Annotated in this window: 24 protein-coding genes and 1 tRNA gene; 7 read left to right on the top strand and 18 right to left on the bottom strand. The window is 72.9% G+C overall.

Going from position 1 to position 23,830, the window contains the following annotated elements:
- Position 1: 1 nt before the first annotated feature.
- Genes ACFYMO_RS11975 through ACFYMO_RS11955 form a run of 5 tightly spaced genes read right to left on the bottom strand, consistent with a single transcriptional unit; the run spans position 2 to position 5,982 of the window.
- On the bottom strand, positions 2 to 1,486 hold the full coding sequence (locus ACFYMO_RS11975; RefSeq protein ID WP_366774306.1) for a penicillin-binding protein 2: 1,485 nt from the start codon (positions 1,484 to 1,486) through the stop codon (positions 2 to 4).
- Positions 1,483 to 2,919, bottom strand: a complete 1,437-nt coding sequence (locus ACFYMO_RS11970; protein ID WP_366774305.1) for an FtsW/RodA/SpoVE family cell cycle protein — start codon at positions 2,917 to 2,919, stop codon at positions 1,483 to 1,485. Before ACFYMO_RS11970 ends, ACFYMO_RS11975 begins: the two co-directional genes overlap by 4 nt.
- Before the next feature lie 14 nt (positions 2,920 to 2,933).
- Positions 2,934 to 4,619, bottom strand: a complete 1,686-nt coding sequence (locus ACFYMO_RS11965; protein ID WP_366774304.1) for a Stp1/IreP family PP2C-type Ser/Thr phosphatase — start codon at positions 4,617 to 4,619, stop codon at positions 2,934 to 2,936.
- A gap of 21 nt (positions 4,620 to 4,640) precedes the next feature.
- Entirely contained in the window at positions 4,641 to 5,153 is a 513-nt protein-coding gene (locus ACFYMO_RS11960; protein WP_366774303.1) for an FHA domain-containing protein, read from the bottom strand.
- Between the two features lie 10 nt (positions 5,154 to 5,163).
- Positions 5,164 to 5,982: a DUF3662 and FHA domain-containing protein gene (locus ACFYMO_RS11955; RefSeq protein WP_366774302.1), complete on the bottom strand. Its 819-nt coding sequence runs from the start codon at positions 5,980 to 5,982 to the stop codon at positions 5,164 to 5,166.
- Positions 5,983 to 6,417: 435 nt separating this feature from the next.
- On the opposite strand from ACFYMO_RS11955, the gene ACFYMO_RS11950 reads away from it, so the two are divergent.
- Positions 6,418 to 6,501 (top strand) — tRNA-Leu (locus tag ACFYMO_RS11950).
- Positions 6,502 to 6,747: 246 nt separating this feature from the next.
- Here ACFYMO_RS11950 and ACFYMO_RS11945 read toward each other — a convergent pair.
- The gene (locus ACFYMO_RS11945) at positions 6,748 to 7,404 is read right to left on the bottom strand and encodes an NAD(P)H-dependent oxidoreductase (protein WP_366774301.1); all 657 of its coding nucleotides are present in this window, start codon (positions 7,402 to 7,404) and stop codon (positions 6,748 to 6,750) included.
- 108 nt (positions 7,405 to 7,512) lie between these two features.
- Here ACFYMO_RS11945 and ACFYMO_RS11940 point away from each other — a divergent pair, with 108 nt between their 5' ends.
- From ACFYMO_RS11940 to ACFYMO_RS11930, 3 genes are all read left to right on the top strand, one after another.
- Entirely contained in the window at positions 7,513 to 7,911 is a 399-nt protein-coding gene (locus ACFYMO_RS11940) for a helix-turn-helix domain-containing protein (RefSeq protein ID WP_366774300.1), read from the top strand.
- Positions 7,912 to 8,056: 145 nt separating this feature from the next.
- Positions 8,057 to 8,962 (top strand): J domain-containing protein, encoded by a 906-nt coding sequence (locus ACFYMO_RS11935; RefSeq protein WP_366774299.1) that lies wholly within the window; start codon positions 8,057 to 8,059, stop codon positions 8,960 to 8,962.
- A complete protein-coding gene (locus ACFYMO_RS11930; protein WP_019356790.1) occupies positions 8,959 to 9,306 on the top strand; it encodes a rhodanese-like domain-containing protein in 348 nt (115 codons plus the stop codon). The genes ACFYMO_RS11935 and ACFYMO_RS11930 overlap by 4 nt, the downstream gene beginning before the upstream one ends.
- Positions 9,307 to 9,537: 231 nt before the next feature.
- Here ACFYMO_RS11930 and ACFYMO_RS11925 read toward each other — a convergent pair whose 3' ends face one another.
- Genes ACFYMO_RS11925 through paaA form a run of 5 tightly spaced genes read right to left on the bottom strand, consistent with a single transcriptional unit; the run spans position 9,538 to position 13,193 of the window.
- Positions 9,538 to 10,647 (bottom strand): 2Fe-2S iron-sulfur cluster-binding protein, encoded by a 1,110-nt coding sequence (locus tag ACFYMO_RS11925; protein WP_388545881.1) that lies wholly within the window; start codon positions 10,645 to 10,647, stop codon positions 9,538 to 9,540.
- Positions 10,611 to 11,162, bottom strand: a complete 552-nt coding sequence (gene paaD / locus ACFYMO_RS11920) for a 1,2-phenylacetyl-CoA epoxidase subunit PaaD (protein ID WP_366774297.1) — start codon at positions 11,160 to 11,162, stop codon at positions 10,611 to 10,613. Before paaD ends, ACFYMO_RS11925 begins: the two co-directional genes overlap by 37 nt.
- Positions 11,156 to 11,878, bottom strand: coding sequence for a 1,2-phenylacetyl-CoA epoxidase subunit PaaC (paaC, locus tag ACFYMO_RS11915; protein ID WP_366774296.1), 723 nt, complete (start codon positions 11,876 to 11,878; stop codon positions 11,156 to 11,158). Before paaC ends, paaD begins: the two co-directional genes overlap by 7 nt.
- A complete protein-coding gene (gene paaB / locus ACFYMO_RS11910; RefSeq protein WP_360295143.1) occupies positions 11,875 to 12,159 on the bottom strand; it encodes a 1,2-phenylacetyl-CoA epoxidase subunit PaaB in 285 nt (94 codons plus the stop codon). The genes paaC and paaB overlap by 4 nt, the downstream gene beginning before the upstream one ends.
- On the bottom strand, positions 12,156 to 13,193 hold the full coding sequence (gene paaA, locus ACFYMO_RS11905; protein ID WP_366774295.1) for a 1,2-phenylacetyl-CoA epoxidase subunit PaaA: 1,038 nt from the start codon (positions 13,191 to 13,193) through the stop codon (positions 12,156 to 12,158). Before paaA ends, paaB begins: the two co-directional genes overlap by 4 nt.
- A 235-nt stretch (positions 13,194 to 13,428) precedes the next feature.
- On the opposite strand from paaA, the gene ACFYMO_RS11900 reads away from it, so the two are divergent.
- The 3 genes from ACFYMO_RS11900 (at position 13,429) to ACFYMO_RS11890 (ending at position 16,379) form a co-directional block, all read left to right on the top strand.
- Positions 13,429 to 14,064: a DUF5819 family protein gene (locus ACFYMO_RS11900; protein ID WP_366774294.1), complete on the top strand. Its 636-nt coding sequence runs from the start codon at positions 13,429 to 13,431 to the stop codon at positions 14,062 to 14,064.
- 17 nt (positions 14,065 to 14,081) lie between these two features.
- The gene (locus ACFYMO_RS11895) at positions 14,082 to 15,533 is read left to right on the top strand and encodes an HTTM domain-containing protein (protein WP_366774318.1); all 1,452 of its coding nucleotides are present in this window, start codon (positions 14,082 to 14,084) and stop codon (positions 15,531 to 15,533) included.
- A gap of 102 nt (positions 15,534 to 15,635) precedes the next feature.
- Positions 15,636 to 16,379: a TrmH family RNA methyltransferase gene (locus ACFYMO_RS11890; RefSeq protein ID WP_366774293.1), complete on the top strand. Its 744-nt coding sequence runs from the start codon at positions 15,636 to 15,638 to the stop codon at positions 16,377 to 16,379.
- Between the two features lie 153 nt (positions 16,380 to 16,532).
- Here the strand turns inward: ACFYMO_RS11890 and ACFYMO_RS11885 are convergent, their stop codons facing one another.
- The 7 genes from ACFYMO_RS11885 to ACFYMO_RS11855 all read right to left on the bottom strand — a co-directional run bounded on the left by ACFYMO_RS11885 (position 16,533) and on the right by ACFYMO_RS11855 (position 23,827).
- Complete coding sequence (locus ACFYMO_RS11885; protein WP_366774292.1) at positions 16,533 to 17,099, bottom strand: bacterial proteasome activator family protein; 567 nt, start codon at positions 17,097 to 17,099, stop codon at positions 16,533 to 16,535.
- Positions 17,100 to 17,240: 141 nt separating this feature from the next.
- Positions 17,241 to 18,341, bottom strand: coding sequence for a hypothetical protein (locus ACFYMO_RS11880; protein ID WP_388545873.1), 1,101 nt, complete (start codon positions 18,339 to 18,341; stop codon positions 17,241 to 17,243).
- Between the two features lie 232 nt (positions 18,342 to 18,573).
- Positions 18,574 to 19,557, bottom strand: coding sequence for an NAD(P)H-quinone oxidoreductase (locus ACFYMO_RS11875; protein WP_388545870.1), 984 nt, complete (start codon positions 19,555 to 19,557; stop codon positions 18,574 to 18,576).
- 114 nt (positions 19,558 to 19,671) lie between these two features.
- Positions 19,672 to 19,839, bottom strand: coding sequence for a hypothetical protein (locus ACFYMO_RS11870; protein WP_019356801.1), 168 nt, complete (start codon positions 19,837 to 19,839; stop codon positions 19,672 to 19,674).
- Between the two features lie 84 nt (positions 19,840 to 19,923).
- Positions 19,924 to 21,006: an NAD-binding protein gene (locus ACFYMO_RS11865; protein ID WP_366774289.1), complete on the bottom strand. Its 1,083-nt coding sequence runs from the start codon at positions 21,004 to 21,006 to the stop codon at positions 19,924 to 19,926.
- Positions 21,000 to 22,682 carry a molybdopterin molybdotransferase MoeA gene (locus ACFYMO_RS11860; RefSeq protein WP_388545867.1) on the bottom strand — a complete coding sequence of 561 codons (1,683 nt, stop codon included), beginning with the start codon at positions 22,680 to 22,682 and terminating at the stop codon, positions 21,000 to 21,002. The genes ACFYMO_RS11865 and ACFYMO_RS11860 overlap by 7 nt, the downstream gene beginning before the upstream one ends.
- Complete coding sequence (locus tag ACFYMO_RS11855; RefSeq protein ID WP_388545864.1) at positions 22,679 to 23,827, bottom strand: DUF6457 domain-containing protein; 1,149 nt, start codon at positions 23,825 to 23,827, stop codon at positions 22,679 to 22,681. The genes ACFYMO_RS11860 and ACFYMO_RS11855 overlap by 4 nt, the downstream gene beginning before the upstream one ends.
- Positions 23,828 to 23,830: the final 3 nt, after the last annotated feature.

Raw genomic sequence — 23,830 nt, 5'->3', positions numbered from 1 at the left:
GTCAGTGCTTGCCGTCGAGGACGGCCTCCATCACGCCCTTGGCGATCGGGGCCGCCAGCTTGCCGCCCGCGATGTCGCTGCGGAGTGTGTCGGAACTCTCCACCACGACGGCGACCGCGACGGGAGACCCGTCACTGGTCTTCGCGTACGAGATGAACCACGCGTACGGGTTGTCCTTGTTGTTCTCGCCGTGCTGCGCGGTACCGGTCTTGCCGCCCACTGTGACGCCGGGGATCTTGCCCGAGGTTCCGGTGCCCTTCTCCACGACCGTCTCCATGGCCGACTGGAGCTTCTGCGCGTTCTCCGGCGAGACCGGCCGGCTCAGCTCCTCCGGCTTGGTCTGCTCGACCACGTTGAGGTTCGGCGCGACGAGCTGATCGACCATGTAGGGCTTCATCAGCTTGCCGTCGTTGGCGACGGCCGAGGCGACCATGGCCATCTGGAGCGGGGTGGCGCGGTTGGACGCCTGGCCGATGCCCGCCATCGCGTTCTGCGGCCGGTTGTCCTTCGGGTAGATGCTCTTCGCGGGCCGCACCGGGGTGTCCAGGTCGGGGTCCAGCGTGCCGCCCTTGACGTCCTTCTCGAAGCCGAACTTCTCGGCTTCCTCGATCATCTTGTCGTTGCCCAGCTGGTCGCTCATCTTCGCGAAGACGGTGTTGCACGACCACTGGAGCGCGACCCGGATCGAGGCGTTCTTGCACGCCGGGTTGTTGCCCTCGTTGCCCAGGTCGGTGGACGAGTTCGGCAGCCGGTACGGGTCCTCGGAGTCCGTCTTGGAGTCGATGTCGTAGTCACCGCTCTCCAGTCCCGCCGCCGCGGTGACGACCTTGAAGGTGGAGCCGGGCGGGTACGTCTGCCGCAGCGCCCGGTTGAGCATCGGCTGGTCCTCGTCGTCGTCCAGCTTCTTGAACTTCTCCCCGTCCTCGCCGCTGACGCCCGCGAAGGTGGACGGGTCGTAGGAGGGCTTGTTGGCCAGCGCGAGGATGGCGCCGGTCTTCGGGTTGATCGCCGCGACGGCGCCCTTCTTGTCGCCGAGCCCGTCGTAGGCCGCCTTCTGCGCCTTGGCGTTCAGCGTCGTGACGACGTTGCCGCCCTTCTGCGGCTTCCCGGTGATCATGTCGATGGTGCGGTTGAAGAACAGCCGGTCGTCGTCGCCCGTCAGGAACGAGTCGTAGAGCTTCTCCAGCTGGTTGGCACCGATCCGCTGGGAGGCGTACCCCGTGACCGGCGACCACAGCTTGCCGTTCTTGTAGGTGCGCTTGTACTTGAAGTCGGTGCCGTTGACGACCGTCGAGCCGGTGACCGCCTTGCCGTCCACGATGATGTTGCCGCGGGGCTGGGCGTAGCGCGCGATGTCCACGCGCCGGTTCTTCGGGTCCGTCTTGAGCTCGTCCGCCTGCACGAACTGGAGCCAGTTGGTCCGTACGAGCAGGGCCAGGACCAGCAGACCGCAGAAGATCGCGATGCGGCGCAGGGGCTTGTTCACGGTCGGACCACCTGGGTCATCTCGGCGTCGGGTGACGGTGCGGGTGCGGGCGCCGGGCGGCGGGCGGTGTCGCTGATCCTGATCAGGATGCCGATCAGCGCCCAGTTGGCGAGCACCGAGGAGCCGCCGGAGGCCAGGAACGGCATCGTCATACCGGTCAGCGGGATCAGGCCCATCACGCCGCCCGCGACGACGAAGACCTGGAGCCCGAAGGCGCCGGAGAGGCCGACGGCGAGCAGCTTGCCGAACGGGTCGCGGGCGGCGAGCGAGATGCGCACACCGCGCTCGACGATCAGCCCGTAGATGATCAGGACCGCCATCATGCCGGTCAGTCCGAGTTCCTCGCCGACCGTGGCGAGGATGAAGTCGGAGTTGGCGGCGAAGCCGATCAGGTCGGAGTTGCCCTGGCCCCAGCCGGTGCCGAGCACCCCGCCCGAGCCGAAGGCCCACAGGGCTTGCATGGCCTGCTCGGAGTAACCGGGGACGCCCTGCTTGCTCTTGAGGTATGTGGCCATCGGGTCGAGCCATGCCTGGACACGCTGCTGCACGTGCGGCTCGAACGTGGCCACGACCGTGGCGCCGCCGGCCGACAGCAGCAGGCCGAAGACGATCCAACTGGTGCGCTCGGTGGCGACGTACAGCATGATCACGAAGAGGCCGAAGAAGAGCAGCGAGGTGCCCAGGTCCGTCTCGAAGACCAGGATCATCAGGCTCAGCGCCCAGATGACGAGGATCGGGCCGAGGTCCCGGCCGCGCGGCAGGTACAGCCCCATGAAGCGGCGGGACGCAAGGGCCAGCGCGTCCCGTTTGACCATCAGGTAGCCCGCGAAGAACACCGCGATGATGATCTTCACGAATTCACCCGGCTGCAGGTTGATGAAGCCCAGCTTCACCCAGATCCGGGCGCCGTTGACCGGCGGGAAGAACACCGGAAGCACCAGCAGCACCAGGCCGACGGCCATGGAGATGTAGGTATAGCGCTGCAGGACGCGATGGTCCTTCAGCAGCAGCAGGATCGCCACGAACAGCGCCAGCCCGACCGCCGAGTAGAGCAGTTGCTTGGGGGCATCCGGGCTGAAGGCACCGAAGGCGTCCTCGGCGCGTAGCTGCAGCCGCTCGGACTGGTCCAGCCGCCAGATCAGCACCAGCCCGAGCCCGTTGAGCAGCGTGGCCAGCGGCAGCAGCAGCGGGTCCGCATACGGCGCGTACCGGCGCACCACCAGGTGCCCGACCCCCGCCAGCAGCACCATCCCGAAGCCGTAGCCGAGCATGCCGGAGGGCAGCTCGTCGTTGATCGCCAGCCCCACGTTGGCGTACGCGAAGACCGGGACGAGCACCGCGAAGACGAGCATCGCCAGCTCGGTGTTGCGGCGGCTGGGCAGTCCGCCCGAGGACACGGTGGTGTTGCTGCCCGTGTTGGTGAGGTTGCTCATGCCTGTGCCGCCCCCTACGGCCCGGTGCACTGCTTGGCCAGCTCCTGCTGCTTCTCCGAAAGCTCGGGGCTCGGCGAGGGCGTGCTGGAGGCGGCGTCAGTGGTGTCGTTGGTGGAGCCGGAGGTGAAGGCGGTGTGTGCGACGGTGCCCACACCGTTGCCGGCCTCGCCGACACCCGCGGTACCCGTGCCGGTGCCGCCGGTGGTCGCGTCGCCGGGTGCGTTCTGCTCGTCCTTGCGCTTCTTCTCGGAGTCGTCCGCCCCGCCGCCGGAGTCCTTGCCCTTGTCGCCCTTGTCCTTGTCCCCGGAGTCGGGGTTCTTCTTCCGCTCGGCGACGATCTTGCAGACTTCGGACTGCGCGCTCAGCTCGTCCAGCTTGGCGCGGGCCTCGTCGCGGCTGTTCATCGCGATGGTCTCGCGGAGTTCCTTGCGCTGGAAACCGGCGAGGTACTTGAGTTCGATCTCGGGGTGGTCCTGGTCGACCTTGTGCAGCTTGACGCCGGCCAGCTCCTGGTTGATGCCCCGGAAGAGGGCGACGTGGTCCTCGTTGGCGCCGACGTAGTACTGCGTCTGCGTCCACCGGTAGCCGCCGTACAGGCCGCCGCCCGCGACGGCCAGCGCCAGCGCGATCCACAGCGAGCGCTTGAGCCAGCGGCCCTTGCGCTTGCCGGGCTTGGCGAAGTCCTCGTCGGTGTAGGGGCCGAACTCGCCGGCCGGCGGGGCCGGGTCGGCGTTCGGCGGACCGAAGCCCTCGGGGGCCGCCGAGCCGCCCTGCTGGGGCACTCCCCCGCCGCGTCCGAGCTCGGCCGCACGGGCCGCAGGGGTGCCGGCCGCGCCGTCGTTGCCCGGTGCCTGCTGGCTCTCGGCGACGGCGCCCACGATGACGGGGGTGTCGTTGAGCCGGCCGTGCACGGTGTCCTCGGGGCTGAGGGCGTCCACGTCCAGCACGTCGGCGACGATGCAGGTGATGTTGTCGGGTCCGCCGCCGCGCAGCGCGAGCTGGATCAGCTCCTGCACGGTGTCCTGCGGGCCGTGGTAGCCGGCCAGCGTCTCCTCGATGGTCTGGTGCGAGACCACCGCCGAGAGCCCGTCCGAGCACAGCAGGTAGCGGTCACCGGCCCGCACCTCACGGATCGAGAGGTCCGGCTCCACATGGTCGCCGCTGCCCAGGGCCCGCATCAGCAGCGAGCGCTGCGGGTGCGTGGTGGCCTCTTCCTCGGTGATCCGGCCCTCGTCCACCAGCCGCTGCACCCAGGTGTGGTCCTGGGTGATCTGGGTGAGCTGGCCGTCCCGCAGCAGATAGGCGCGCGAGTCGCCGACGTGCACCAGGCCGAGCCGCCGGCCCGTCCACAGCAGCGCGGTCAGCGTGGTGCCCATGCCCTCGAGCTGCGGGTCCTCCTCGACCATGACGCGCAACTGGTCGTTGGCGCGCTGCACCGTCGTCCCGAGGGAGGTGAGGATGTCCGAGCCGGGGATGTCCTCGTCGAGCTGGACCATGGCGGAGATCACCTCGGAGGAGGCGACCTCTCCGGCGGCCTGGCCGCCCATGCCGTCGGCGACCGCGAGCAGCCGGGGACCGGCGTAGCCCGAGTCCTCGTTGTGCTCGCGGATCATGCCGTCGTGTGATCCGGCGGCGAAGTGCAGTGACAGGCTCATGCGCACCTCGCCCGTCGGCTCCGGGTACATCCGCACGGTGCCCACCCTCCGGTCGTCATGTCGGTACTACTTCCGCAGCTCGATGACCGTCTTGCCGATACGGATCGGCGCTTCGAGCGGGATCGGCGTCGGTGTGGTGAGCCGGGTCCGGTCGAGATACGTGCCGTTGGTCGACCCGAGGTCCTCGACGATCCACTTGCCGTCACGGTCCGGGTAGATCCTGGCATGCCGGCTGGACGCGTAGTCGTCGTCCAGCACGATCGTGGAGTCGTGTGCGCGGCCCAGGGTGATGGTCTGCCCCTGGAGGGCCACGGTGGTGCCGGTGAGCGACCCCTCCGTGACGACCAGTTTGCTCGGGGCGTTCCGGCCGCGGCCGCGCCTGCCGCCGCCTCCGCCCTGGGGGGCCTGCTGCGGCTGGGGGCGCTGCGCGGGGCGCTGGGCCTCGGCGCGCCGGGCGGTGCGCTGCGTCACCCTGGTGCCGAACAGGTCGCTCCTGATGACCTGGATGGACACGATGACGAACAGCCACAGTACGGCGAGAAACCCCAACCGCATGACCGTGAGGGTCAGCTCTGACATTGCCCCCGCTTCACCCTTCGGCTTGCCGGTAAATGATCGTGGTACTGCCCACGACGACGCGTGAGCCGTCGCGGAGCGTAGCGCGCGTGGTGTGCTGTCCGTCTACCACGATCCCGTTCGTGGAGCCCAGATCCTGGATCGAGGAGGGGTTTCCGGCCCGGATCTCGCAGTGCCGGCGGGAGACTCCGGGGTCGTCGATCCGTACGTCGGCCTCCGTGCTGCGGCCGAGTACCAGGGTCGGGCCGGAGATCTGGTGGCGGTTGCCGTTGATCTCGACCCAGCGCCGTGTCTCGGTGCCCGGCAGCGGCCCGGCCGAGCCGGAGGGACCCGGCGCGTAGGACGGCGGGGAGGCGGGCACGGGCGGCGCCGAGGCGGGGCGCGGCGGGTATCCGCCGCCGCCGTCGGCGCCTGCGGCCGGGGCCGCGCCGCCGTGCTGCGGGGCCTGCTGGGAGGTGCTGGAGGCGAGGGTGCGGCTGCGCACCCGGTAGAGGCCGGTGTCGAGATCGTCGGCCTTCTCCAGATGGACCTTGATCGGACCCATGAACGTGTAGCGCTGCTGCTTGGCGTAATCCCGCACCATGCTGGCGAGTTCGTCCCCGAGCTGGCCCGAGTAGGGGCTGAGCCGCTCGTAGTCGGGCGGGCTGAGTTCCACGACGAAGTCGTTGGGGACGACCGTGCGCTCGCGATTCCAGATCGTTGCGTTGTTGTCGCACTCGCGCTGGAGGGCGCCCGCGATCTCCACAGGCTGCACCTCGGATTTGAACACCTTCGCGAAGGTGCCGTTCACGAGTCCTTCGAGCCGCTGCTCGAACCGCTTCAGTACTCCCACGACGCACCTCCTTCCCAGCTGTTCTCCGGCCTAGTGCCCGCTTCGTCCCTGGCGCCTGTCTCGATGTCTCCGTCCCAGTGTCCCCGGCTTTCGGGCACGACGCTTCCGCGGTACTGCTTACTGATCGTATCCACGCGCGGAGGGAACGACTGGTTCCCCATCGGGACCCGGTGCTCAAGTGTTGCCCCTCACAGGGTTCCGCGCGTGCCCCCGCCCGCAGTCGCCGGTACCGCCCTACACCCTTGCATGGATAGTAGAGCGCCCGCGCTGGGTCCCGCACCGAGTGTCCGGCCGGGTGCGGTGGCCCCGCGGACGGTGCCCGGCGGAAGGCTCCGAGGTGGCGGGTGGAATACGGATGTGAGTCCACCCCCGGCAGCGTGCTAATCTTCTGGATGTCGGCAGGCGCCCGCACCGGGCGAGCCGGCAACACCCAATGCGCGGGTGGCGGAATAGGCAGACGCGCTGGATTCAGGTTCCAGTGTCCGAAAGGACGTGGGGGTTCAACTCCCCCCTCGCGCACAGCGACGAAGGCCCCCACCGGGTTCCGGTGGGGGCCTTCGTCATGTCCTGCGGGATGCGCGGGTCCCCGGCTTCCGTTTCTCCGCGGCTTCCGCTTCTCCGCGGCCGCCGCTCGACCGCGCGTGCCGTGTTTCCGCGGTGTGCCCGTGTCGCGGCCCCGGAGCCGGGCTCGGGCCGGTCTCGGGGCCGGGGCCGGCTCCGGGACGGCAGCGCGGGGGCCGGCGGCTGTCGGTCCGGGGGCGGCGCTCAGGCGGCGAGCCGGGCCGCCAGTTCCTTGCCACGGCTCTCGGCGGCCTCGTGCGCCCGGGCACGGGAGGCCCTGGACGGCTCCACGAGGTGCTCCATGCCCGGCGTCGTCTCGGCCAGCGTGAGCTCCGGCACGATGAACTCGACGTCCAGTCCGAAGCCCTCGGGGCCCAGCACCGTCTCCAGGTAGGGCAGGACGAACTCGAAGTTCTCGCGCGGGGTGCCGGGGCCGTAACCGCCGCCCCGGCTGGCGACCACGGTGGCGGGCTTCCCGGCGGCCGTGCGGGCCTCGGCTGCGGTGGTCCGCCCCATCAGGATCACGTGGTCCAGCCATGCCTTGAGAGTCGAGGGGATCGCGTAGTTGTACATCGGGGCGCCGATCAGCACGGCGTCCGCCGTCTCCAGTTCCGCGATCAGCTGCTCGCGCAGCGCGAAGGCGGCGGCCTGCTCGGCGGTGCGGTCCGCGGGGGCCGTGAAGCCCGCGCCGGCGCCGAGGCTCTCCAGGTGCGGGACCGGGTCCGCGTTCAGGTCGCGGTAGATCACCTGCCCGTCGGGGTGCTGGGCCTGCCACGCCTCGCGGAAGGAGGCGGTGACGGAGCGGGAGACCGAGGCGCCGTCGGGGAAGACCGAGGCGTCGAGGTGCAGGAGGGTGGCCATGCGTAGCTCCTAGTGATTCGTAAGCTGTCGAGTTTTCCGACGTAACTAGGTATAACACAGGTACTTACTTTTCTGCATCCACTTGCGGTGGCGCAGTATCCTGGAGCCATGTCAGAGCTTGGAGAGGTGCGCGATCAGTCGCAGGAGGGCGTCACGGCCGCGGTCTGCACCGAGCCGGAGAGCGCCGTCACCCGCGTCTTCCACGTGCTCGGCAAGCGGTGGACGGGGCTGATCCTGGCCGCCCTGATGAGTGGCCCGGGCCACTTCGCCGAGCTGCGCCGCGCCGTTCCGGGCATCAGCGAGCGGATGCTCTCCGACCGGCTGACCGAGCTGGCGACACTCGGCCTGGTGTTCCGCTCCGTAGAGGAGGGCCCGCCGCTGCGGGTCAGCTACCGCCTCACCGACTCCGGGCACGCGCTGAAGCCCGCCATGGTCGAGCTCACCCGCTGGGCCGACGGCCACCTCCCCGCCTCCGCGGGGTCCTGTCCGGAGGCCTTCCGGCGCTGAACGGGGAAGCTCCCCGCGGCCCACCCGGCGCCGCGCTGGGCCCTGCTGTCCGAGTCCTGGGGGCCTGTCCGAGTTCTGTCGGCCTGTCCGAGGCGGCGGCCCTTCCGGCCACGGGGCAGTGCGCGGCGGTCGTAGGGTGGTCCCGATGAACCCCAACTCCCCCGCCCAGGCGAGCGAAGATCCCCCCGCGAGCGGCGCCCCGGAGCCCCCTGCTTCCGGGGCGGAGGCTCCGGAGGCGAACCGGTCTCCGGAGGCGAGCGCGGAGCCCGGCACCGAGCGCCTGGAGAAGGCGGTACGGGCCGCGGAGGCCGCGCTGATCGAGTACGAGATCGCGGTCGAGACGTTCCGGGTAGAGGTCGAGAACTTCTCGCGCCTCCACCACCAGCGGCTGGGCCCCGTCTACGCGCGGCTCGACGAGCTGGAGGCGCAGATCGCGGAGACCATCGCGGCCCGCACCGGCGATCCCGAGGACATCCGGAAGGCCGACGCGGCACGCGGCGCCGTCCTGCCCATGCCCCAGGTCGAGGAGCTCTTCTTCGGCTGGATCGACTCGACCGGCATGCTCCCCGAGGCCCAGGCGATGCTCAACGAGCAGCCCGTCAGCCCCCCGGGCCGGGTGCGGCCCAGCGAGGAGGCCCGCAAGGCGTACCGGGACCTGGTGCGCAAGGCCCACCCCGACCTCGCGCAGGACGATGCCGAGCGCGAGCGGCGGGAGGCGTTCCTCGTGCGGGTGAACAAGGCGTACGCGGACGGTGACGCCTCGGCACTCGCCGCGCTCGCCGAGGAGTGGAAGGCGGGCCCGCTGCCCGGTCCCGTGGCCGAACTGCTGCGCAGCGAGGAGCTGTACGCCCGGCTGGAGTGGCTGGCGCGGCGTAAGGAGATGCTCGCCGAGATGGCCGCGGAGCTTGAGGAGAGCGCCATCGGGGCCATGCTGAAGCTGGCGCCCGACGACCCCGACGCACTGCTGGACGAGATCGCCGAGCAACTGCTCGGACAGGTGGCCGAGCGCGAGCAGGAGCTCGCCCGGCTGAGAGAGGGAGAGCAGGAATGAACCCCGTTCCCGGGCAGGTACGGCAGACCGACGCCGCCTCCGTGCCGGCCGACGCACTGCTGCTGGACGTCCGCGAGGACGACGAATGGGCCGCCGGACGCGCTCCCGGCGCGCTGCACATCCCGATGAGCGAGTTCGTCGCCCGGCAGGGCGAGCTGACCGAACGCCTCGGCGACGGCGGTCCGGTGTACGTCGTCTGCCGTGTCGGCGGCCGCTCGGCGCAGGTCGCGGGCTACCTCTCCCAGCAGGGCGTGGACGCGGTCAACGTCGACGGCGGGATGCTGGCCTGGCAGAGCGCGGGCCGCCCGCTGGAGGGCGACGCGGACCCGGCGTTCGTGCAGTGACGCCCCGCCGGTGACTCCCGCCACCGGGTGCCTTTCCGGGCTCGGGTGACCTTGCGGGACCGCGTCGGTTGCCCGCTGCGACTGTCGGTCGGTCGCCCTTCGGCCCGCCCCGGTGGGTCCTTGGGTGCGGCCCGGGAGGCAGTCGGAGGCGGGGCGGCGGCGCGCCGCCGTGCGTACCGCATGGCGTCGGGCGGGCCCCGCGCCGGCCGGCGGCGGTCCGCGACGGAGGCGTCACGCGTCGAAGTCCACCTCCACCTCCTCCGTGAGGGGGTGGGACTGGCAGGCCAGGACATAGCCCACCGACAACTCCTCCTCCTCCAAGGCGAAGTTGCGGTCCATATGCACCTCACCGCCCAGCAGCCGGGCGCGGCAGGTGCCGCACACCCCGCCCTTGCAGGCGTACGGGGCATCGGTCCGGTTCCGCAGCACCGCCTCCAGCAGGGTCTCGCCCTCCCGCACCGGCCAACTGCCGCTGCGTCCGGCGAGGGTGGCGCGCACCGTGGCGGATCCGGGCACCGTCCGGGCGGGTGGTGGCGGAGCGGCGGCGGCCGCCTCAGCGTGAAAGATCTCCTGGTGGACGCGGTTCGCGGGTACCTCCAGCGTCCGCAGCGCCTTGGCCGCGCCCTCCACCAGCCCCAGCGGGCCGCACAGGAACCAGCCGTCCGTCTCGCGGACTCCGGGGGCGGACAGCAGCGCGGGCAGCAACGCTGCCAGCCGCTCCTCGTCCAGCCGCCCGGAGGGCAGTCCGCTGTGCTGCTCCTCGCGGGAGAGCGCCGTCACCAGATGGAAGCGCCCGGGGTAGCGGTCCTTGAGGTCGGCCACCTCTTCCAGGAACATCGTGGAGCCCGTGCTGCGGTCGCTGCGTATCAGACAGAAGCGGGCCTCCGGCTCGCGTGCCAGCAGTGTGCCCGCGATGGACAGCACCGGAGTGATGCCGCTGCCGCCCACCACGGCGGCGAACCGGCCCGCACGGGGCTCCAGTACGAACCGGCCCATCGGCGGCAGCGCCTCGACGGTGCCGCCCGCGGTCAGCTCCTTGAGCGCGTACGTCGAGAACTCGCCGCCCTCCACGAGCCGGATACCCACCCGGAGGGTCTCGGGCCGGGGCGTCGCCGGGTCGCACAGCGAGTAGGTGCGGCGGATCTCCTCGCCCCGCTCGTTCATCCGGCGCAGGGTGAGGTGCTGGCCCGGGGTGTAGCCGAAGGTCTCCCGCAATTCGGGCGGCACCTCGAGGGTGAGTGCGGCCGCGTCGTCGGTCAGCGGCTCGACGGAACGGACCCGCAGCGGGTGGAAGGCGGGCACCCTCACACCTCCTTGAAGTGGTCGAACGGCTCCTGGCATGCGGTGCAGCGCCGCAGCGCCTTGCAGGCCGTGGACGAGAACCGGCTGAGCAACTCGGTGTCCGCCGCGCCGCAGTGCGGGCAGTGGACCGGCTCCGGAGCGGGGGGCCGGGGGTGCTCCGCCGGGTGCCGGGTGGGGGAGAGGCCGACCAGGACCGGCCCCGGGGCGGCGCTGCGGGCCCCGGCGCGCGGCGGGGCGACGCCGTGCTCGGCGAGCTTGCGGCGGCCCTCCGCGCTGATGTCGTCGCTCGACCAGGGCGGCACCAGCACCGTGCGGACCTCGACCTGTGCGGCACCGGCGGCCCGCAGCACCTGTTCGATGTCCGCGGCCATCGCCTCGACCGCCGGGCAGCCGGTGTAGGTCGGGGTCAGCTCGACCAGCACGTGCCCCGGCTCCTCCTCCTCCACCCGGCGCAGCACGCCCAGTTCGGCCAGGGTGATCACCGGCAGCTCCGGGTCGGGGACCGCTCCGGCCAGCGCGGCGAAGGAGTCCGGCCGGGCCGAGGCGGTCACCATGCCGCCCCCGGATGGCTGCGGTGCAGATGCTGCATCTCGGCCAGCAGCAGTCCGAACGGCTCGGTGTGCAGTCCCTGGCGTCCCGCACCGGCCGACCAGGCACCCTCGCTCGGGCCCTCCGGGACGGTGAGTCCGGCGCGGGCGAAGACGTCGCCGATGGAGGCGTGCCACTCCTCCGCCAGCGCCGGCCAGTCCACCTCCAGCCCTTCGACCGGTTGGAGGAGTTCGCCCGTGTACCGCCACAGCGTGTCGGCGGCGCGCTGGGTGCGGGCGTGGCTCTCCTCGGTGCCGTCGCCCAGCCGCAGGGTCCACTGCTCGGCGTGGTCGCGGTGGTAGGCCGTCTCGCGGACGGCCTTGGCCGCCAGCGGAAGCACCGGGGACAGCCGGGCGAAGAGCGGCTGCTGGTAGGTGGAGAAGAAGAGCTGCCGGATGATGGTGTGGGCGAAATCCCCGTTGGGCTGCTCGGTCAACTGGCAGTTGCGGAAGGCGCGTTCCTCCCGGAGGAAGGCGATCTCGTCTTCGCTGCCCAGGATGTCGGAGAGCCCGGCGTAGAGGGCGCGGGCCTGGCCCAGCAGGTCCAGTGCGATGTTGGCCAGCGCCACCTCCTCCTCCAGGACCGGCGCGTGCCCGGCCCACTCGCCGAGGCGGTGGGAGAGGATCAGCGCGTCGTCGCCGAGCGGGAGGGTGGCCAGGGCCGGGGGCGCGGGGGCGGTCACAGGTTCCGCACCCCCTCGGGCACCTCGTAGAAGGTCGGATGGCGGTAGGGCTTGTCGGCGGCGGGTGCGAAGAAGGGATCCTTCTCGTCGGGCGAGGACGCGGTGATCTCGTGGGAGGGGACCACCCACAGGGAGACGCCCTCGGAGCGGCGGGTGAACAGGTCACGCGCGTTGCGGAGCGCCATCTGGGCGTCCGGGGCGTGCAGGCTGCCCGCGTGGGTGTGCGAGAGGCCGCGCCTGCTGCGGACGAAGACCTCCCACAGGGGCCATTCGGCGCTCATGCTCGACTCCTCGTGTCACGGGTGGCGGACGGTGTGGCGGCGTGCTTGGTGGCGTGTGCCGCGGCCGCCTCCCGGACCCAGGTGCCGTTCTCGTGCGCCGCTCGGCGGCGGTGGAGCCGCTGTTCGTTGCAGGGGCCGTTGCCCTTGAGCACCTCGTGGAACTCCTGCCAGTCGATGGCGCCGAAGTCCCAGTGGCCGCGCTCCTCGTTCCAGCGCAGTTCGGAGTCGGGCAGGGTCACGCCCAGCGCCTCGGCCTGGGGCACGCAGATGTCCACGAAGCGCTGCCGCAGCTCGTCGTTGGAGTGCCGCTTGATCTTCCAGGCCATGGACTGCGCGCTGTGCGACGACTCGTCGTCCGGCGGGCCGAACATCATCAGCGAGGGCCACCACCAGCGGTCCACCGCGTCCTGCGCCATCGCACGCTGGGCCTCGGTGCCGCGGGTCAGGGCCAGCAGCAGTTCGTAGCCCTGGCGCTGGTGGAAGGACTCCTCCTTGCAGACGCGCACCATGGCGCGGGCGTAGGGGCCGTACGAGCAGCGGCACAGCGGTACCTGGTTGGTGATGGCCGCGCCGTCCACCAGCCAGCCGATGGCGCCGACGTCCGCCCAGGTGAGCGTGGGGTAGTTGAAGATCGAGGAATACTTCTGGCGGCCCGCGTGCAGTTTGTCGAGCAGTTCGTCGCGGCTCGTGCCCAGTGTCTCGGCGGCGCCGTAGAGGTACAGGCCGTGGCCCGCCTCGTCCTGCACCTTGGCCATCAGGATCGCCTTGCGGCGCAGCGAGGGCGCGCGGGTGATCCAGTTGGCCTCCGGCTGCATGCCGATGATCTCGGAGTGCGCGTGCTGGGCGATCTGGCGCACGAGGGTGGAGCGGTAGGTGTCCGGCATCCAGTCCCGCGGCTCGATGCGCTCGTCGGCGGCGACCGCGGCGTCGAAGGCGGCCTGCGCGGCCTCGGCCGCCGGTCCGGCACCTGCACCGTCCGGCTGCCCGCCCGCTCCTGTCGCGCGGCCGCGCGACGGCGATGTCACCGGTGTCATAGAGCCCCCTGATCCCTCGGTTTCCAGCCGACCGACCGATCGTTCGGTTCAAGGATGAGTGCGGGCCGAGGGGCTGTCAAGAGCGAATGCCGCCGACCGGCGGGGCCGAGCGGCTCCGTCCCAGTACCCTCTGAGAGTCTCTGAGGCGGACCAGCCCGGTCATGGGCATGAAGAACATGGGGAGCAGGGGTAGGGCATGGAGCCAGCGGCGCACCAGGCGCCCGGGGGGGAAGGCATGCGCGGGATCGCCGCGCTCTCGCTGCCCGCGCGGATCTTCGTCGCGATAGCCGTGGCCGTCGTCACGGTCGGAATCGCGTTCCACGTGGCGATGGTCTTCCTGCAGACAGCCCCGGACAACACGATCAGCAAGCGGCACGGCGAACTCGTCGACTCCTACGTCTACCCGGAGTTCGAGCGCAACTGGAAACTGTTCGCGCCCAATCCCCTCCAGCAGAACGTCGCCGTGCACGCCCGCGCCACCGTCGCCAAGGACGGCACCACGGAGACCACCGGCTGGGTCGACCTGAGCGCCATGGACGGCGCGGCCATCCACGGCAACCCGGCCCCCAGCCACACCCAGCAGAACGAACTGCGCCGCGCCTGGGAGTTCTACGTCGACAACCACGACGACAAGGGCAAGCCCGTCGGGCTCCGCGGCGCGCTCTCCGAGCAGTACGTCAAGCGCATCGTGATGCGGCGCTTCGGCCCCGAACTCAACGGCGGCAGCGTCGAGCGCATCCAGGTGCGCTCCGCCGTCACCCCGGTCGCCCCGCCCGACTGGAGCGACGAGCGCACCGAAGTGAAGACCAGGTACACCGTGCAGCCCTGGTGGCGTGTCACCAGTGCCGACCTGCCGGGAGGCGGCAAGTGAGCGACCAGGGGCGGTACATGGGGGTGCACGGCCTGCGCGTGCGGATCGAGCGGTGCGTCTCGCGCGGTCTGACCCGGATCACCGCGCAGGCGCTCGGCCCCTACCAGACGGCGATCGTCCGGATCGGGTTCGGCGCGGCGTGGTTCTTCTTCCTGCTGCGCGAGTGGCCGCACCGGCAGGAGCTCTACGGGCCCGACAGCCCCTGGTCGTGGGGGCTGGCAGAGCGGCTCATCGAGACCAACGACGCCTTCTCGGTCCTGATGTGGTCCAGCAGCGACAACTGGTTCCAACTCGTCTACGTCGTCGCCCTGGCCGCGGCCGCCGCAGTGCTGCTCGGCTGGCACACCCGGGCCGCCACCGTGCTGTTCATGGTCGGGGTGCTCTCGCTGCAGAACCGCAGCGTCTTCATGGGGGACGGCGGCGACAACGTCATCCATCTGATGTCGATGTACCTCGTCTTCACCCGCTGCGCGCAGGTGTGGTCCCTGGACGCCCGGCGCGCGGCCCGCGCCCGGCGGCGCCTGGAGGCCTCGGCGGAACACCCGTGGGATCCCCGGGCCGCGGACCCGGGAGCGGCCGCCGGGGCGCCGCCCGGTGGCCTGTCGGCCGGCGCGTCGTCGTCCGGTGCGACCGCCGGAGCCGGGGGCGGCGCCACTGCCCAGGCGGCGTTGCCCTCCGACGCGGGTGCCGGTGCCGGAGCGGGCGCGGGTTCCGGGGCGGCGTCCGGCGCCGGGGCGCGTCCGGCCGGGGCGGACGCCGGGGTCGGCGGCGTGGTGCTGTGGACCGTGTTCGGCGCGGTGCTGCTGGGCAGCACCGTCGCGGGCGGGTTCACCGTCGGCTGGGCCCTCTTCTACTGGGGGCTGTGGGCCGTGCACGGACTGTGGTGGTCCGTCCAGCGGGCCGCCGCGCGCGGCGGTGCGACGGTACGCGAGATGCGCGACGTGTGCGACATCCTCGCCAACCTGGTGCACAACGGCGTGCTGTTCGTCATCATGATCGAGGTCTGCCTGGTCTACTCGACGGCCGGCTGGTTCAAGATCCAGGGCACGCGCTGGCAGGACGGTACGGCCGTCTACTACCCGATGAACCTGGACTACTTCACGCCCTGGCCCGATCTGAGCCATCTGCTGGCGGCCAACGGTGTCATGGTCTTCCTGGTCACCTACGGCACCGTCGCCACCCAGGTCGCCTTCCCGTTCACCCTCCTCAACCGGCGCGCGAAGAACGTCCTGCTGGCCTTCATGATCGCGGAGCACGTCAGCATCGCCGTGCTGCTCGGGCTGCCGTTCTTCTCGCTGGCGATGATCGCCGCCGACGCCGTCTTCCTGCCGACCGTCTTCCTGATCTGGCTCGGCCGGAGCACGACCGCACTGGGCGGCCGGGCACGCGGCCTGCTGCCGGGCCGCGGCCGCCGCTCGCCTCAGCCGGACCCGGAACCCGCGGCGGAGGCCCCGAAGGTGTCCGTCTGAGGGTCCGGGCCGTCCACGGGTCCCGGGCCACGGGCCCGGGGGGCCTGCCGGAGCGCCGGAGGTCCGGACGCGTGGTCAGGGGCTCCGCGTAGGGTGGGCCGGATGACGGCGGAGACAGCTGAGCGCCGGTGGGCGTGCCACGCGCCCGAGGGCGTGCTGCTGGACGGGTTCCACGCGCTCAAACACGCGCTGCGGTTCGGTGCGCGGGTTCCGGTCGCGCTCGCCACCGACCGCCGCGCCGCGCTCGCCCTCGCCGAGGAGCTCGCCCCCGATCTGACCGGCACGCTCGACGCACTGCTGTGGGAGGTGCCCGGTGCGACACTGAGCGCTCTGGTGCCACGCGCGCACCCCACCGGGGTGGCGGCGCTCGCGCTCCGGGACCCGGCCGCGGATCCGGCGGCCGTCGGGCCGGGGGACGGGACCGCGCCGTTCGTCGTCCTCGACAACCCGCGCAACCTCGGCAACGTGGGCGCGGTCGTACGGCTGGCGGCGGGTGCGGGGGCCGGCGGGGTGCTCACCACCGGCGACCTCGACCCCTGGCACCCCGCCGTGGTACGGGCGGGTGCCGGACTGCACTTCGCCACCCGGGTCGCGCGGCGCCAGGTTTCCGAGCTCCCGGACGGTCCGCTGCTCGCCTTCGACCCGGAGGGCGCCGATCTGCGCTCCGTGGCCGTTCCCGGCGGGGCGATGCTGGCCTTCGGCTCGGAGCGGCACGGCCTCTCGGCCGGGATGCGTGCCCGCGCCGACCGCTTGGTGGCCCTTCCGATGCGCCCGCAGGTCTCCAGCTACAACCTGGCCACCAGCGTGGCGATGGCGCTCTACCACTGGATGGCCGCACCGCGCTGACGGACGGCGGCACGGCGTCGCCGGTCGCACGGCACGAACGACCGCACCGCGCCGGCAGGACCGGCCTGCGCGAGGCTGGACCGGCCCTGCCGACTCTCGACTCCGTCTCGATTCCGTGAGCCCTGCGGGCCCGGCCGGCGCGCTCCAGCCGGACTACAGGTACGGGCCGCCCGTGCGGTGCTGCGCCTCGCCGGGCTGTCCCGCGGCCTCCTCGGGCAGCACACCCGGCGGCAGCGCCCGGCGCATCTGCTCCAACTGCGCACGCGCCGCCATCTGCTGGGCGAACAACGCGGTCTGGATGCCGTGGAAGAGGCCCTCCAGCCAGCCCACCAACTGGGCCTGCGCGATGCGCAGCTCGGCATCGGTGGGGGTGGACTCCTCCGTGAACGGGAGGGAGAGCCGCTCCAGCTCCTCGATCAGCTCGGGCGCGAGCCCGTCCTCCAGCTCCTTGATCGAGCTGGTGTGGATCTCCTTGAGCCGCGCCCGGCTGGCCTCGTCCAGCGGAGCCGCCTTCACCTCTTCCAGAAGCTGCTTGATCATGCTGCCGATCCGCATGACCTTCGCGGGCTGTTCCACCATCTCCGTCAGGGGGACCTCAGCCTGCTCATCGCCCTCGCCGTCGCCGCCCTTGGGGCTGGGACTGCCGAGAGCCATTCCGTCCGGGCCCACGACCAGAACCTGGGGGCTCTCCTGCGACTTCTCGTTGCTCGGCTGCGTCATGCCCCCATTCTGCATCCGAGGGGAGACCGACGCCGAGCGAGGGCGGGAACGTCCCGGAGCCGCCCGTGCCGCGCCGCGCCGCCCGGGGCCCGCTCCCGGCAGCACCCCTCCGGGGCGCCGACTCCGGCACGCGCGCCCAGGTCAGCCCCCGCGCCGGACGCGCAGGGCCAGAAAGGCGAGTCCCAGGCCCATCAGCGTCAGACCGGTGCCGAGCGGCAGGACGGGCAGCACCTGCCCGGACGGCTGCGCGGCGAGCCGGCCGCCCCGCCCCTCGTCGCTCCGCAGACCGGCGTCGTCCGCCGCGTACAGGTCGTGCTTGCCGATGGCCTGGCCGGACGGACGGGGAGCGGTGGCGTTTCCGAAAGAGGCGGGGGGCCGCAGCGCAGCCCGATGGTTCGGCGGATTGATGCGGTGCTCCTGCTGCCGCTGCTGCCGCCGGTCGCCCTCTCCGTGCGCGGGCGGCTGTTCCCGCCCGCGCTCCCTGGGGTCCCGCTCCCGGTGCGCCGTGCGCTGCCCGGCCGCGTCCCGCCGGCGCCGGTCCCGCTTCGCGGGGCGCTTCTTCTGCTTCTCCGCGCGCTCGCCGCTGAGCTGCTCGTCGCGTGGCCGAGGTTGCCGCTGCTCTCTCCCGTGCTGCCGGGCCCCGCGCTCGTCCTGCGCCCCCTGCCCGTCCTCTTCGACGTGCCGCGTCCCGTCCCTGCTGTTCCCCTCGTCGTGCCTTTCGGCCTCGCCGTTGTTCCACCGCACCGGGTGCCCCCTCCGGTCGGCGGGCGTCCGGGCGTTCGGGTGGCCGGCGAAAGCCGGGAAGGCGGGGGAATCGGGGGAATCGGGGGAATCGGAGAACCGGGGGGCCGCTTCCGGCAGCACCGGGGGCTGTCCGGGGGCGCCGGGCAGCGGGGACGGGGATTCCGCACCGGGAAGGCGCGGAGGCTCGGGCGCCTGCGGGAACCGGGGCAGCTTCGGAAGGTCCGGCAGCCGCGGCATCCGGGGAGCCTGCGGGCGGGGCGCCCAGGTGCGTGGCGGCGCGGCGGGCGGCAGCAGGCTGGGTGCCGCACCGGAGGCCGCCGCACCCGGAGCGCCACCGGTGGCGGCGGCACCGGGAGCGGGGCCGCTGGGTGTGCCCCCGGACGGGGGAGCGGCGGGGGCCGTGACGGCCCCGGGCGCGGTGCGGTCCCCGCCGGGGACCGCGGGCTCCCCCGCGGCGGCGACTGGCGCGGGGAGCGCCAGGAATGCGCAGGTCAGCAAGGTGACCGCGCTGCTCCGTCGCTGAGTGTGCCGCACGAACGTGACCCCTCCGCACTGGATGGTCCGCAGACCGTTCCAGCGTCACATGAAGGGAGAAGATCGGCATTTCGGACAGACGGAACGGGTGACGGCTCGCGCCGTGACCGGACTCGCGCCCCGCTTCCGCCCCCCCCACGCACTCCGCCCCGCGCACCGTGGCGCGGGGCGGGACGCCATCGGCGGGTGCGGCTCCTCAGCCTGTGGTGACCAGCAGGATCTTGCCGACGTGGCCGCTCTCGTCCAGGAGCTGGTGGGCGCGGGCCGCTTCGCGCATCGGCACCGTGCTGTCCACGACGGGGCGCACCCGGCCGTCCGACAGCAGGGGCCACACGTGTTCGCGTACGGCGGCCACGATGGCCGCCTTCTCGTCCGCCGGGCGGGCCCGCAGCGACGTGGCCGTCACGGCGCCGCGCTTGGCCAGCAGCGCACCCAGGTTCAGCTCCCCCTTGGTGCCGCCCTGCATGCCGATGACGGCCAGTCGGCCGTTCACCGCGAGCGCCTTGACGTTCCGCTCGAGGTATTTGGCGCCCATGTTGTCCAGGATCACGTCGGCGCCCGCGCCGTCGGTGGCCGCGCGCAACTCCTCGACGAAGTCCTGCTCGCGGTAGTTGATCAGGATGTCGGCCCCCAGCTCGGCGCACCGCCGCAGCTTCTCCGCCGTGCCCGCCGTCACCGCGACCCGGGCACCCACCGACTTGGCGAGCTGAATGGCCATCGTGCCGATGCCGCTGGAGCCGCCGTGCACCAACAGGGTCTCGCCCGGGCGCAGGTGCGCCACCATGAAGACGTTCGACCAGACCGTGCAGGTGACCTCCGGGAGACCGGCCGCCGTCGTGACGTCGACTCCTTCGGGTACGGGCAGGAGCTGTCCGGACGGCACCACGACCCGCTCGGCGTAGCCGCCGCCGCCGAGCAGCGCGCACACCCGGTCGCCGACCGACCAGCCGGACACTCCGGGACCGAGGGCCGCGATGCGTCCCGCGCACTCCAGACCGGGATAGGGGCTGGCGCCGGGCGGCGGATCGTAGAAGCCCTGGCGCTGCAGGACGTCCGCGCGGTTGACGGCGCTCGCCGCGACATCGACGAGGACTTCGCCCTCCCCGGGCTCCGGGTCGGGGACCTCCGCCCAGACCAGGGCCTCGGGGCCGCCGGGTTCGGGAATCGTGATCGCATGCATACGGCCGACGCTACCCGCACCTCCGGACGCCGGGAGGGCCCCGGTCCGGCACCGGTGCACGGTCGCCCACGTCCACCTCCCGATATCCCGGCGTCCCGCGTGCCGCCCCTGCGCTCAGGCCGCATAGGTGAAGCGGAGCTTCTGATCCGGAGTGGGCACGTACGCCTGATGGCAGCCGGTGCAGAACCAGAACCAGGAGTCCTCCTTGCCCGGCCCCGTCTCACGCGTGTCCTTCCACAGCAGGCGCTCCGGGCAGTTGGGGCAGGTCGGTGGCGGGTCCATCGGGTCATCGTCACGCCTGCGCCCGGCAGCGGTCCGCCGGGCGCCGCACAGTCACCTGAAGGGATGAGGAGCGGGGGTGTGGTGCTACCGCAGGTCGCCGCGCGGTATGTCCGCCTGGGGGCCCTTCCGGGAGGCGCGATGGATGACGACCAACCGGTCGGTCAGCTCCAGCTCCGCGGCCTCCGGGTCGTCGAAGGCCAGTATCCGGTGCCCGCGCACGATGGAGACGACCAGGTCCGGGCAGTCGCGCGGGGAGCCTCCCGCCTCCGCCTTGGTGACCGGGCGCTCCTTCAGATCGAGGCCGGTGCCCTGCTGGATGAGGTTCTCTATCACCGAGCTGGCGTTCGGGCTGAGCATCGCCAGCCCGAGCAGCCGGCCGGCCGCGCTGGCACTGGTGATCACCTGGTCCGCGCCCGACTGCCGCAGCAGCGGGGCGTTCTCCTCCTCGCGCACCGCTGCGACGATGTTTATCCGCGGGTTGAGCTGCCGGGCCGTCAGCGTCACCAGCACCGAGGTGTCGTCCCGCTGCGGGGCGATCACGATCTGCTTGGCCCGCTGCACCTCGGCCCGGATCAGTACCTCGCTTCGGGTGGCGTCGCCCTCGACTCCGGCGAACCCCTCCGCGTTGGCGGTCTTGACGGCATGCCCGTGCGGATCGATGACGACGACCTGGTTGCGGCCCAGCCCCGTCGACAGCAGGGTCTGGACGGCGGAGCGGCCCTTGGTGCCGAATCCGACGACGACGGTGTGGTCGCGCAACGCGGACCTCCAGCGGTTCAGGCGCCACTGCTGCCGGGTGCGGTCCGTCAGTGCCTCGAGGGTGGTGCCGATGAGGATGATCAGGAACAGCACGCGGAGCGGCGTGATGATGAGAATGTTGACGAGCCGCGCGCTGTCGGACGCGGGGGTGATGTCGCCGTAGCCGGTCGTGGAGAGCGTGACGGTGGTGTAGTAGAGGCAGTCCAGGAACGTCACGTCGCTGTCGGTGTTGTCCACGTAGCCGCCCCGGTCCAGGTAGACCAGCAGCACCGTGATCCACAGCACGGCGAGCGCGGCGAGCAGCCGGCGGGCGACCTGCCGCTGCGGGCTGATGTCCGGACGCGGCAGCAGTACCGAGCCCAGCCGCTCGGTGGTCTCGCGGGTCTCCTCCGGGGGCCGCCTCACCACGGCAGGTCCAGTACGGGCACGTCCGTGCCGGGGGCGCCACCGCCGGGCGGCACCACCGCCAGCGTGTCGCAGGAGGCCACGCCGCGGAGCATCGCCGGACCCGCGTAGCGCAGCGGCCGGATGCGCGCCCGGAGGCCCGAGCCCTCGCACCGCACGGGTACCAGCCGGGTGTCGTGCGGGTGTCCGGACACTTCGGCGCCCAAGGTGGCCTCGCGGAGTTCGGGCGCGGCGCGCCCGGCCAGTGCGCGCAGCAGCGGCCCGGCCAGGGTGACGAGACCGGAGAGCGCGGCCAGCGGATTGCCGGGCAGTCCCACCAGGAACCGGTGGCGCGGCTGTCCGCCCGTGCTCTGCCGGTCCTCCGGTGCGAGCGCGGCCAGCAGCATGGGATGCCCGGGGCGGACGCGCACCCCGTGCACCAGGAGTCGCGCGTCGAGGCGGCGCAGTGTCGGCCGGAGGTGGTCCAGCGGTCCGGCGGCCGTGCTGCCGGTGGTGACGAGCACATCGGCCGTCGAACCGGCCAGCGCCTCGTGCAGGGCCTCCGCGTCGTCGCCCAGCAGCCGGGTGACGGTCACCTCGGCCCCCAGGGCCGTCAGCCACGGCTCGATCATCGGCCCGAGTGCGTCCCGGATCCGGCCGTCCCGGGGCAGGCCGCGGTGCAGCAGTTCGTCGCCCAGGACGAGCACTTCGGCCCGCGGCCGGGGCACGGTCGCCAGGTCGTCGTACCCGGCCGCCGCGGCCAGCCCCAGCACGGCAGGGGTGACGGCCGCGCCCGTCGGCAGCAACTCGTCGCCCGTACGGCACTCCTGGCCGCGCGGGCGGATGTCGGTACCGGGCTGCGGGGGTGTGGCAGTACGCACCCGGGCGCCCGTGTGCTGGGCCGCCTCCCGGCGGAGCACGGCGCTGGTGCCGGACGGGACGCGGGCGCCGGTCGCGATCCGGACCGCCTCCCCGTCGGCGAGCTGTGGAGGCTCCGCGCGGGCGCCCGCCAGCAGGCCGGGGCGCTCGGTGCCGTCCGCCGCGCGGGCGGGCTCCCACGGGCCGGGGCCGGACACGGCCCAGCCGTCCATCGCGGAGGTGTCGAACGGCGGCAGGTCGGTGAGGGCCCGCAGCGGCGCGGCGAGCGTGCGGCCCAGCGCGTGTGCGAGGGGGACGGTCTCCCGCGGCAGCGCGGTGGCGGCCGAGGACGCCAGCGCCACGGCCTCGGACCAAGGGACCGCCGGCTGCCGGGCTGCGGCGCCGTTCGGGTCCTGCGGGTGCTGCCGCGGCCGCCCCCGCCCGTGCGAGTCCCCACCGGTACCTTCCGCGGTGCCGGTGCCGGTGCCGGTGCCGGTGCCGGTGCCCGTCGGCTGCCGGTCTCCGTCCGCCGAGGCGTTCCCGGGGTGCCCGGCCGGCCCGTGGCCGCCGTCTCCGGGCCGCCCCCCGCCTGCCGCGGCCCCCTCGGACGGGTGCGCGCCGCCGGGGACGGCGCCGCGGCCCGCCTCGCCCGTGGTGGCCCGGGCTCCGCCGGGGTCCGCGGCGGAGCCGGGGACGCCGCCGCTGTCGGGGTCCTCGGCGCCGTCGGCGCTCCATTGGATCCGCCGGATGCGTTTGAGACGCGGTGCGGGGGGCGGGTCCTGGCGGATCCGGCCGCTGTTGGCCAGGGCGATGGCCTCGTCCAGTTCGTCGGCGTCGCTCATCGGTCGTCTGTCCGCTCGGAGGGGCTGCCGGGGCCGTCCGCGGCGGGCGGTCCGGAGGTGGTACCGGGGCCGTCCGCTCCGGGGGTGCCCCCGTCCGACTCGTCGGCCCAGCGCCGGGCGAGCCGGGCGGCCGCCTCCGTCGCCCGCGCGACGTCCTGCGGTGAACTGCCCGCCTGCGCCGCCGCGTAGCCCACCAGGAAGGTGGTCAGCGGCGCCGCGGGGCGCGCGACGCCGTGCGCCGCGTCCCGGGCGAGAGCCAGCAGCGCTGAGGTGTCGACGTCGAGCTCGATGCCCAGCTCGGCCTTGACCGCGGAGATCCATTCGTCCAGCACGGTTTCATGCTCCCTGATGCGGGCCCTCGCTGTGGCGATGTCGTCCCAGGTGTCGCAGTCGAGGGCGGCGGCGGTGACGGAGGGCGCGGTCACCCGGTGCAGCATCAGCCCTTGGAGCACCATCCGCAACGGCAGTCCCGGCAAAGAACCGTATTCGGTTCGCAACAGCGCCAGTTCGCGGCGCAGCGGGTCCATCCGGTAGGCGGCCAGCAGCGGTTGCTCGCGGCCGTCGTATCCGACGGCGGCCTCCGCCCCGTCCGGAACGGACACCAGGGTGCGCACCGCTCGCGGCGAGAGGAACGGCAGGTCGGCGGAGACGACGAGCACCGGGCCCTCTGCCCCGGCCGTACCGCCCCCGGGCTGTCCGGCCGCCGCGTGCTCCGGGCCGGTTCGCGTCGAGCCGGTGCCCGTGCGCGTGCCCGCCCGCAGCGCGCCGGACCCCGCAGGCGCGTCGCGACCTGCCGCCAGCGCGTCCAGACCCGCCTGCAGCGCCGCGAGCGGGCCGCCGCCGGGCGGCTCCTCGCGGGCCCACAGCACCGGGCGGCACGTCGGACGGCGCGGGCCCACCACCACGGTGGCCGCCGCGTCGCCGCACGCCGCGAGGACCCGGTCGAGCAGCGGGCGGCCGCCGACCGTGACCGCGGGTTTGTCGGCCCCGTCCAGCCGCCGCGCGCCGCCGCCCGCGAGGACGAGGGCCGTGTACGGGCGGCCGGCGGTGTCCGGTGCGGGGCGCTCGCGGCCGGCACCGCCCGCCGCGTGGTGCGGGTGGTCGGGTGGTCCGGCTGCGGAGGAAGATCCTGGGGCCTGCGTCACGCC

The organism is Streptomyces sp. NPDC007025 (genome assembly GCF_042869455.1).
Taxonomy (GTDB): Bacteria; Actinomycetota; Actinomycetes; order Streptomycetales; family Streptomycetaceae; genus Streptomyces.
This window is presented reverse-complemented; position numbering and strand designations above follow the sequence as displayed.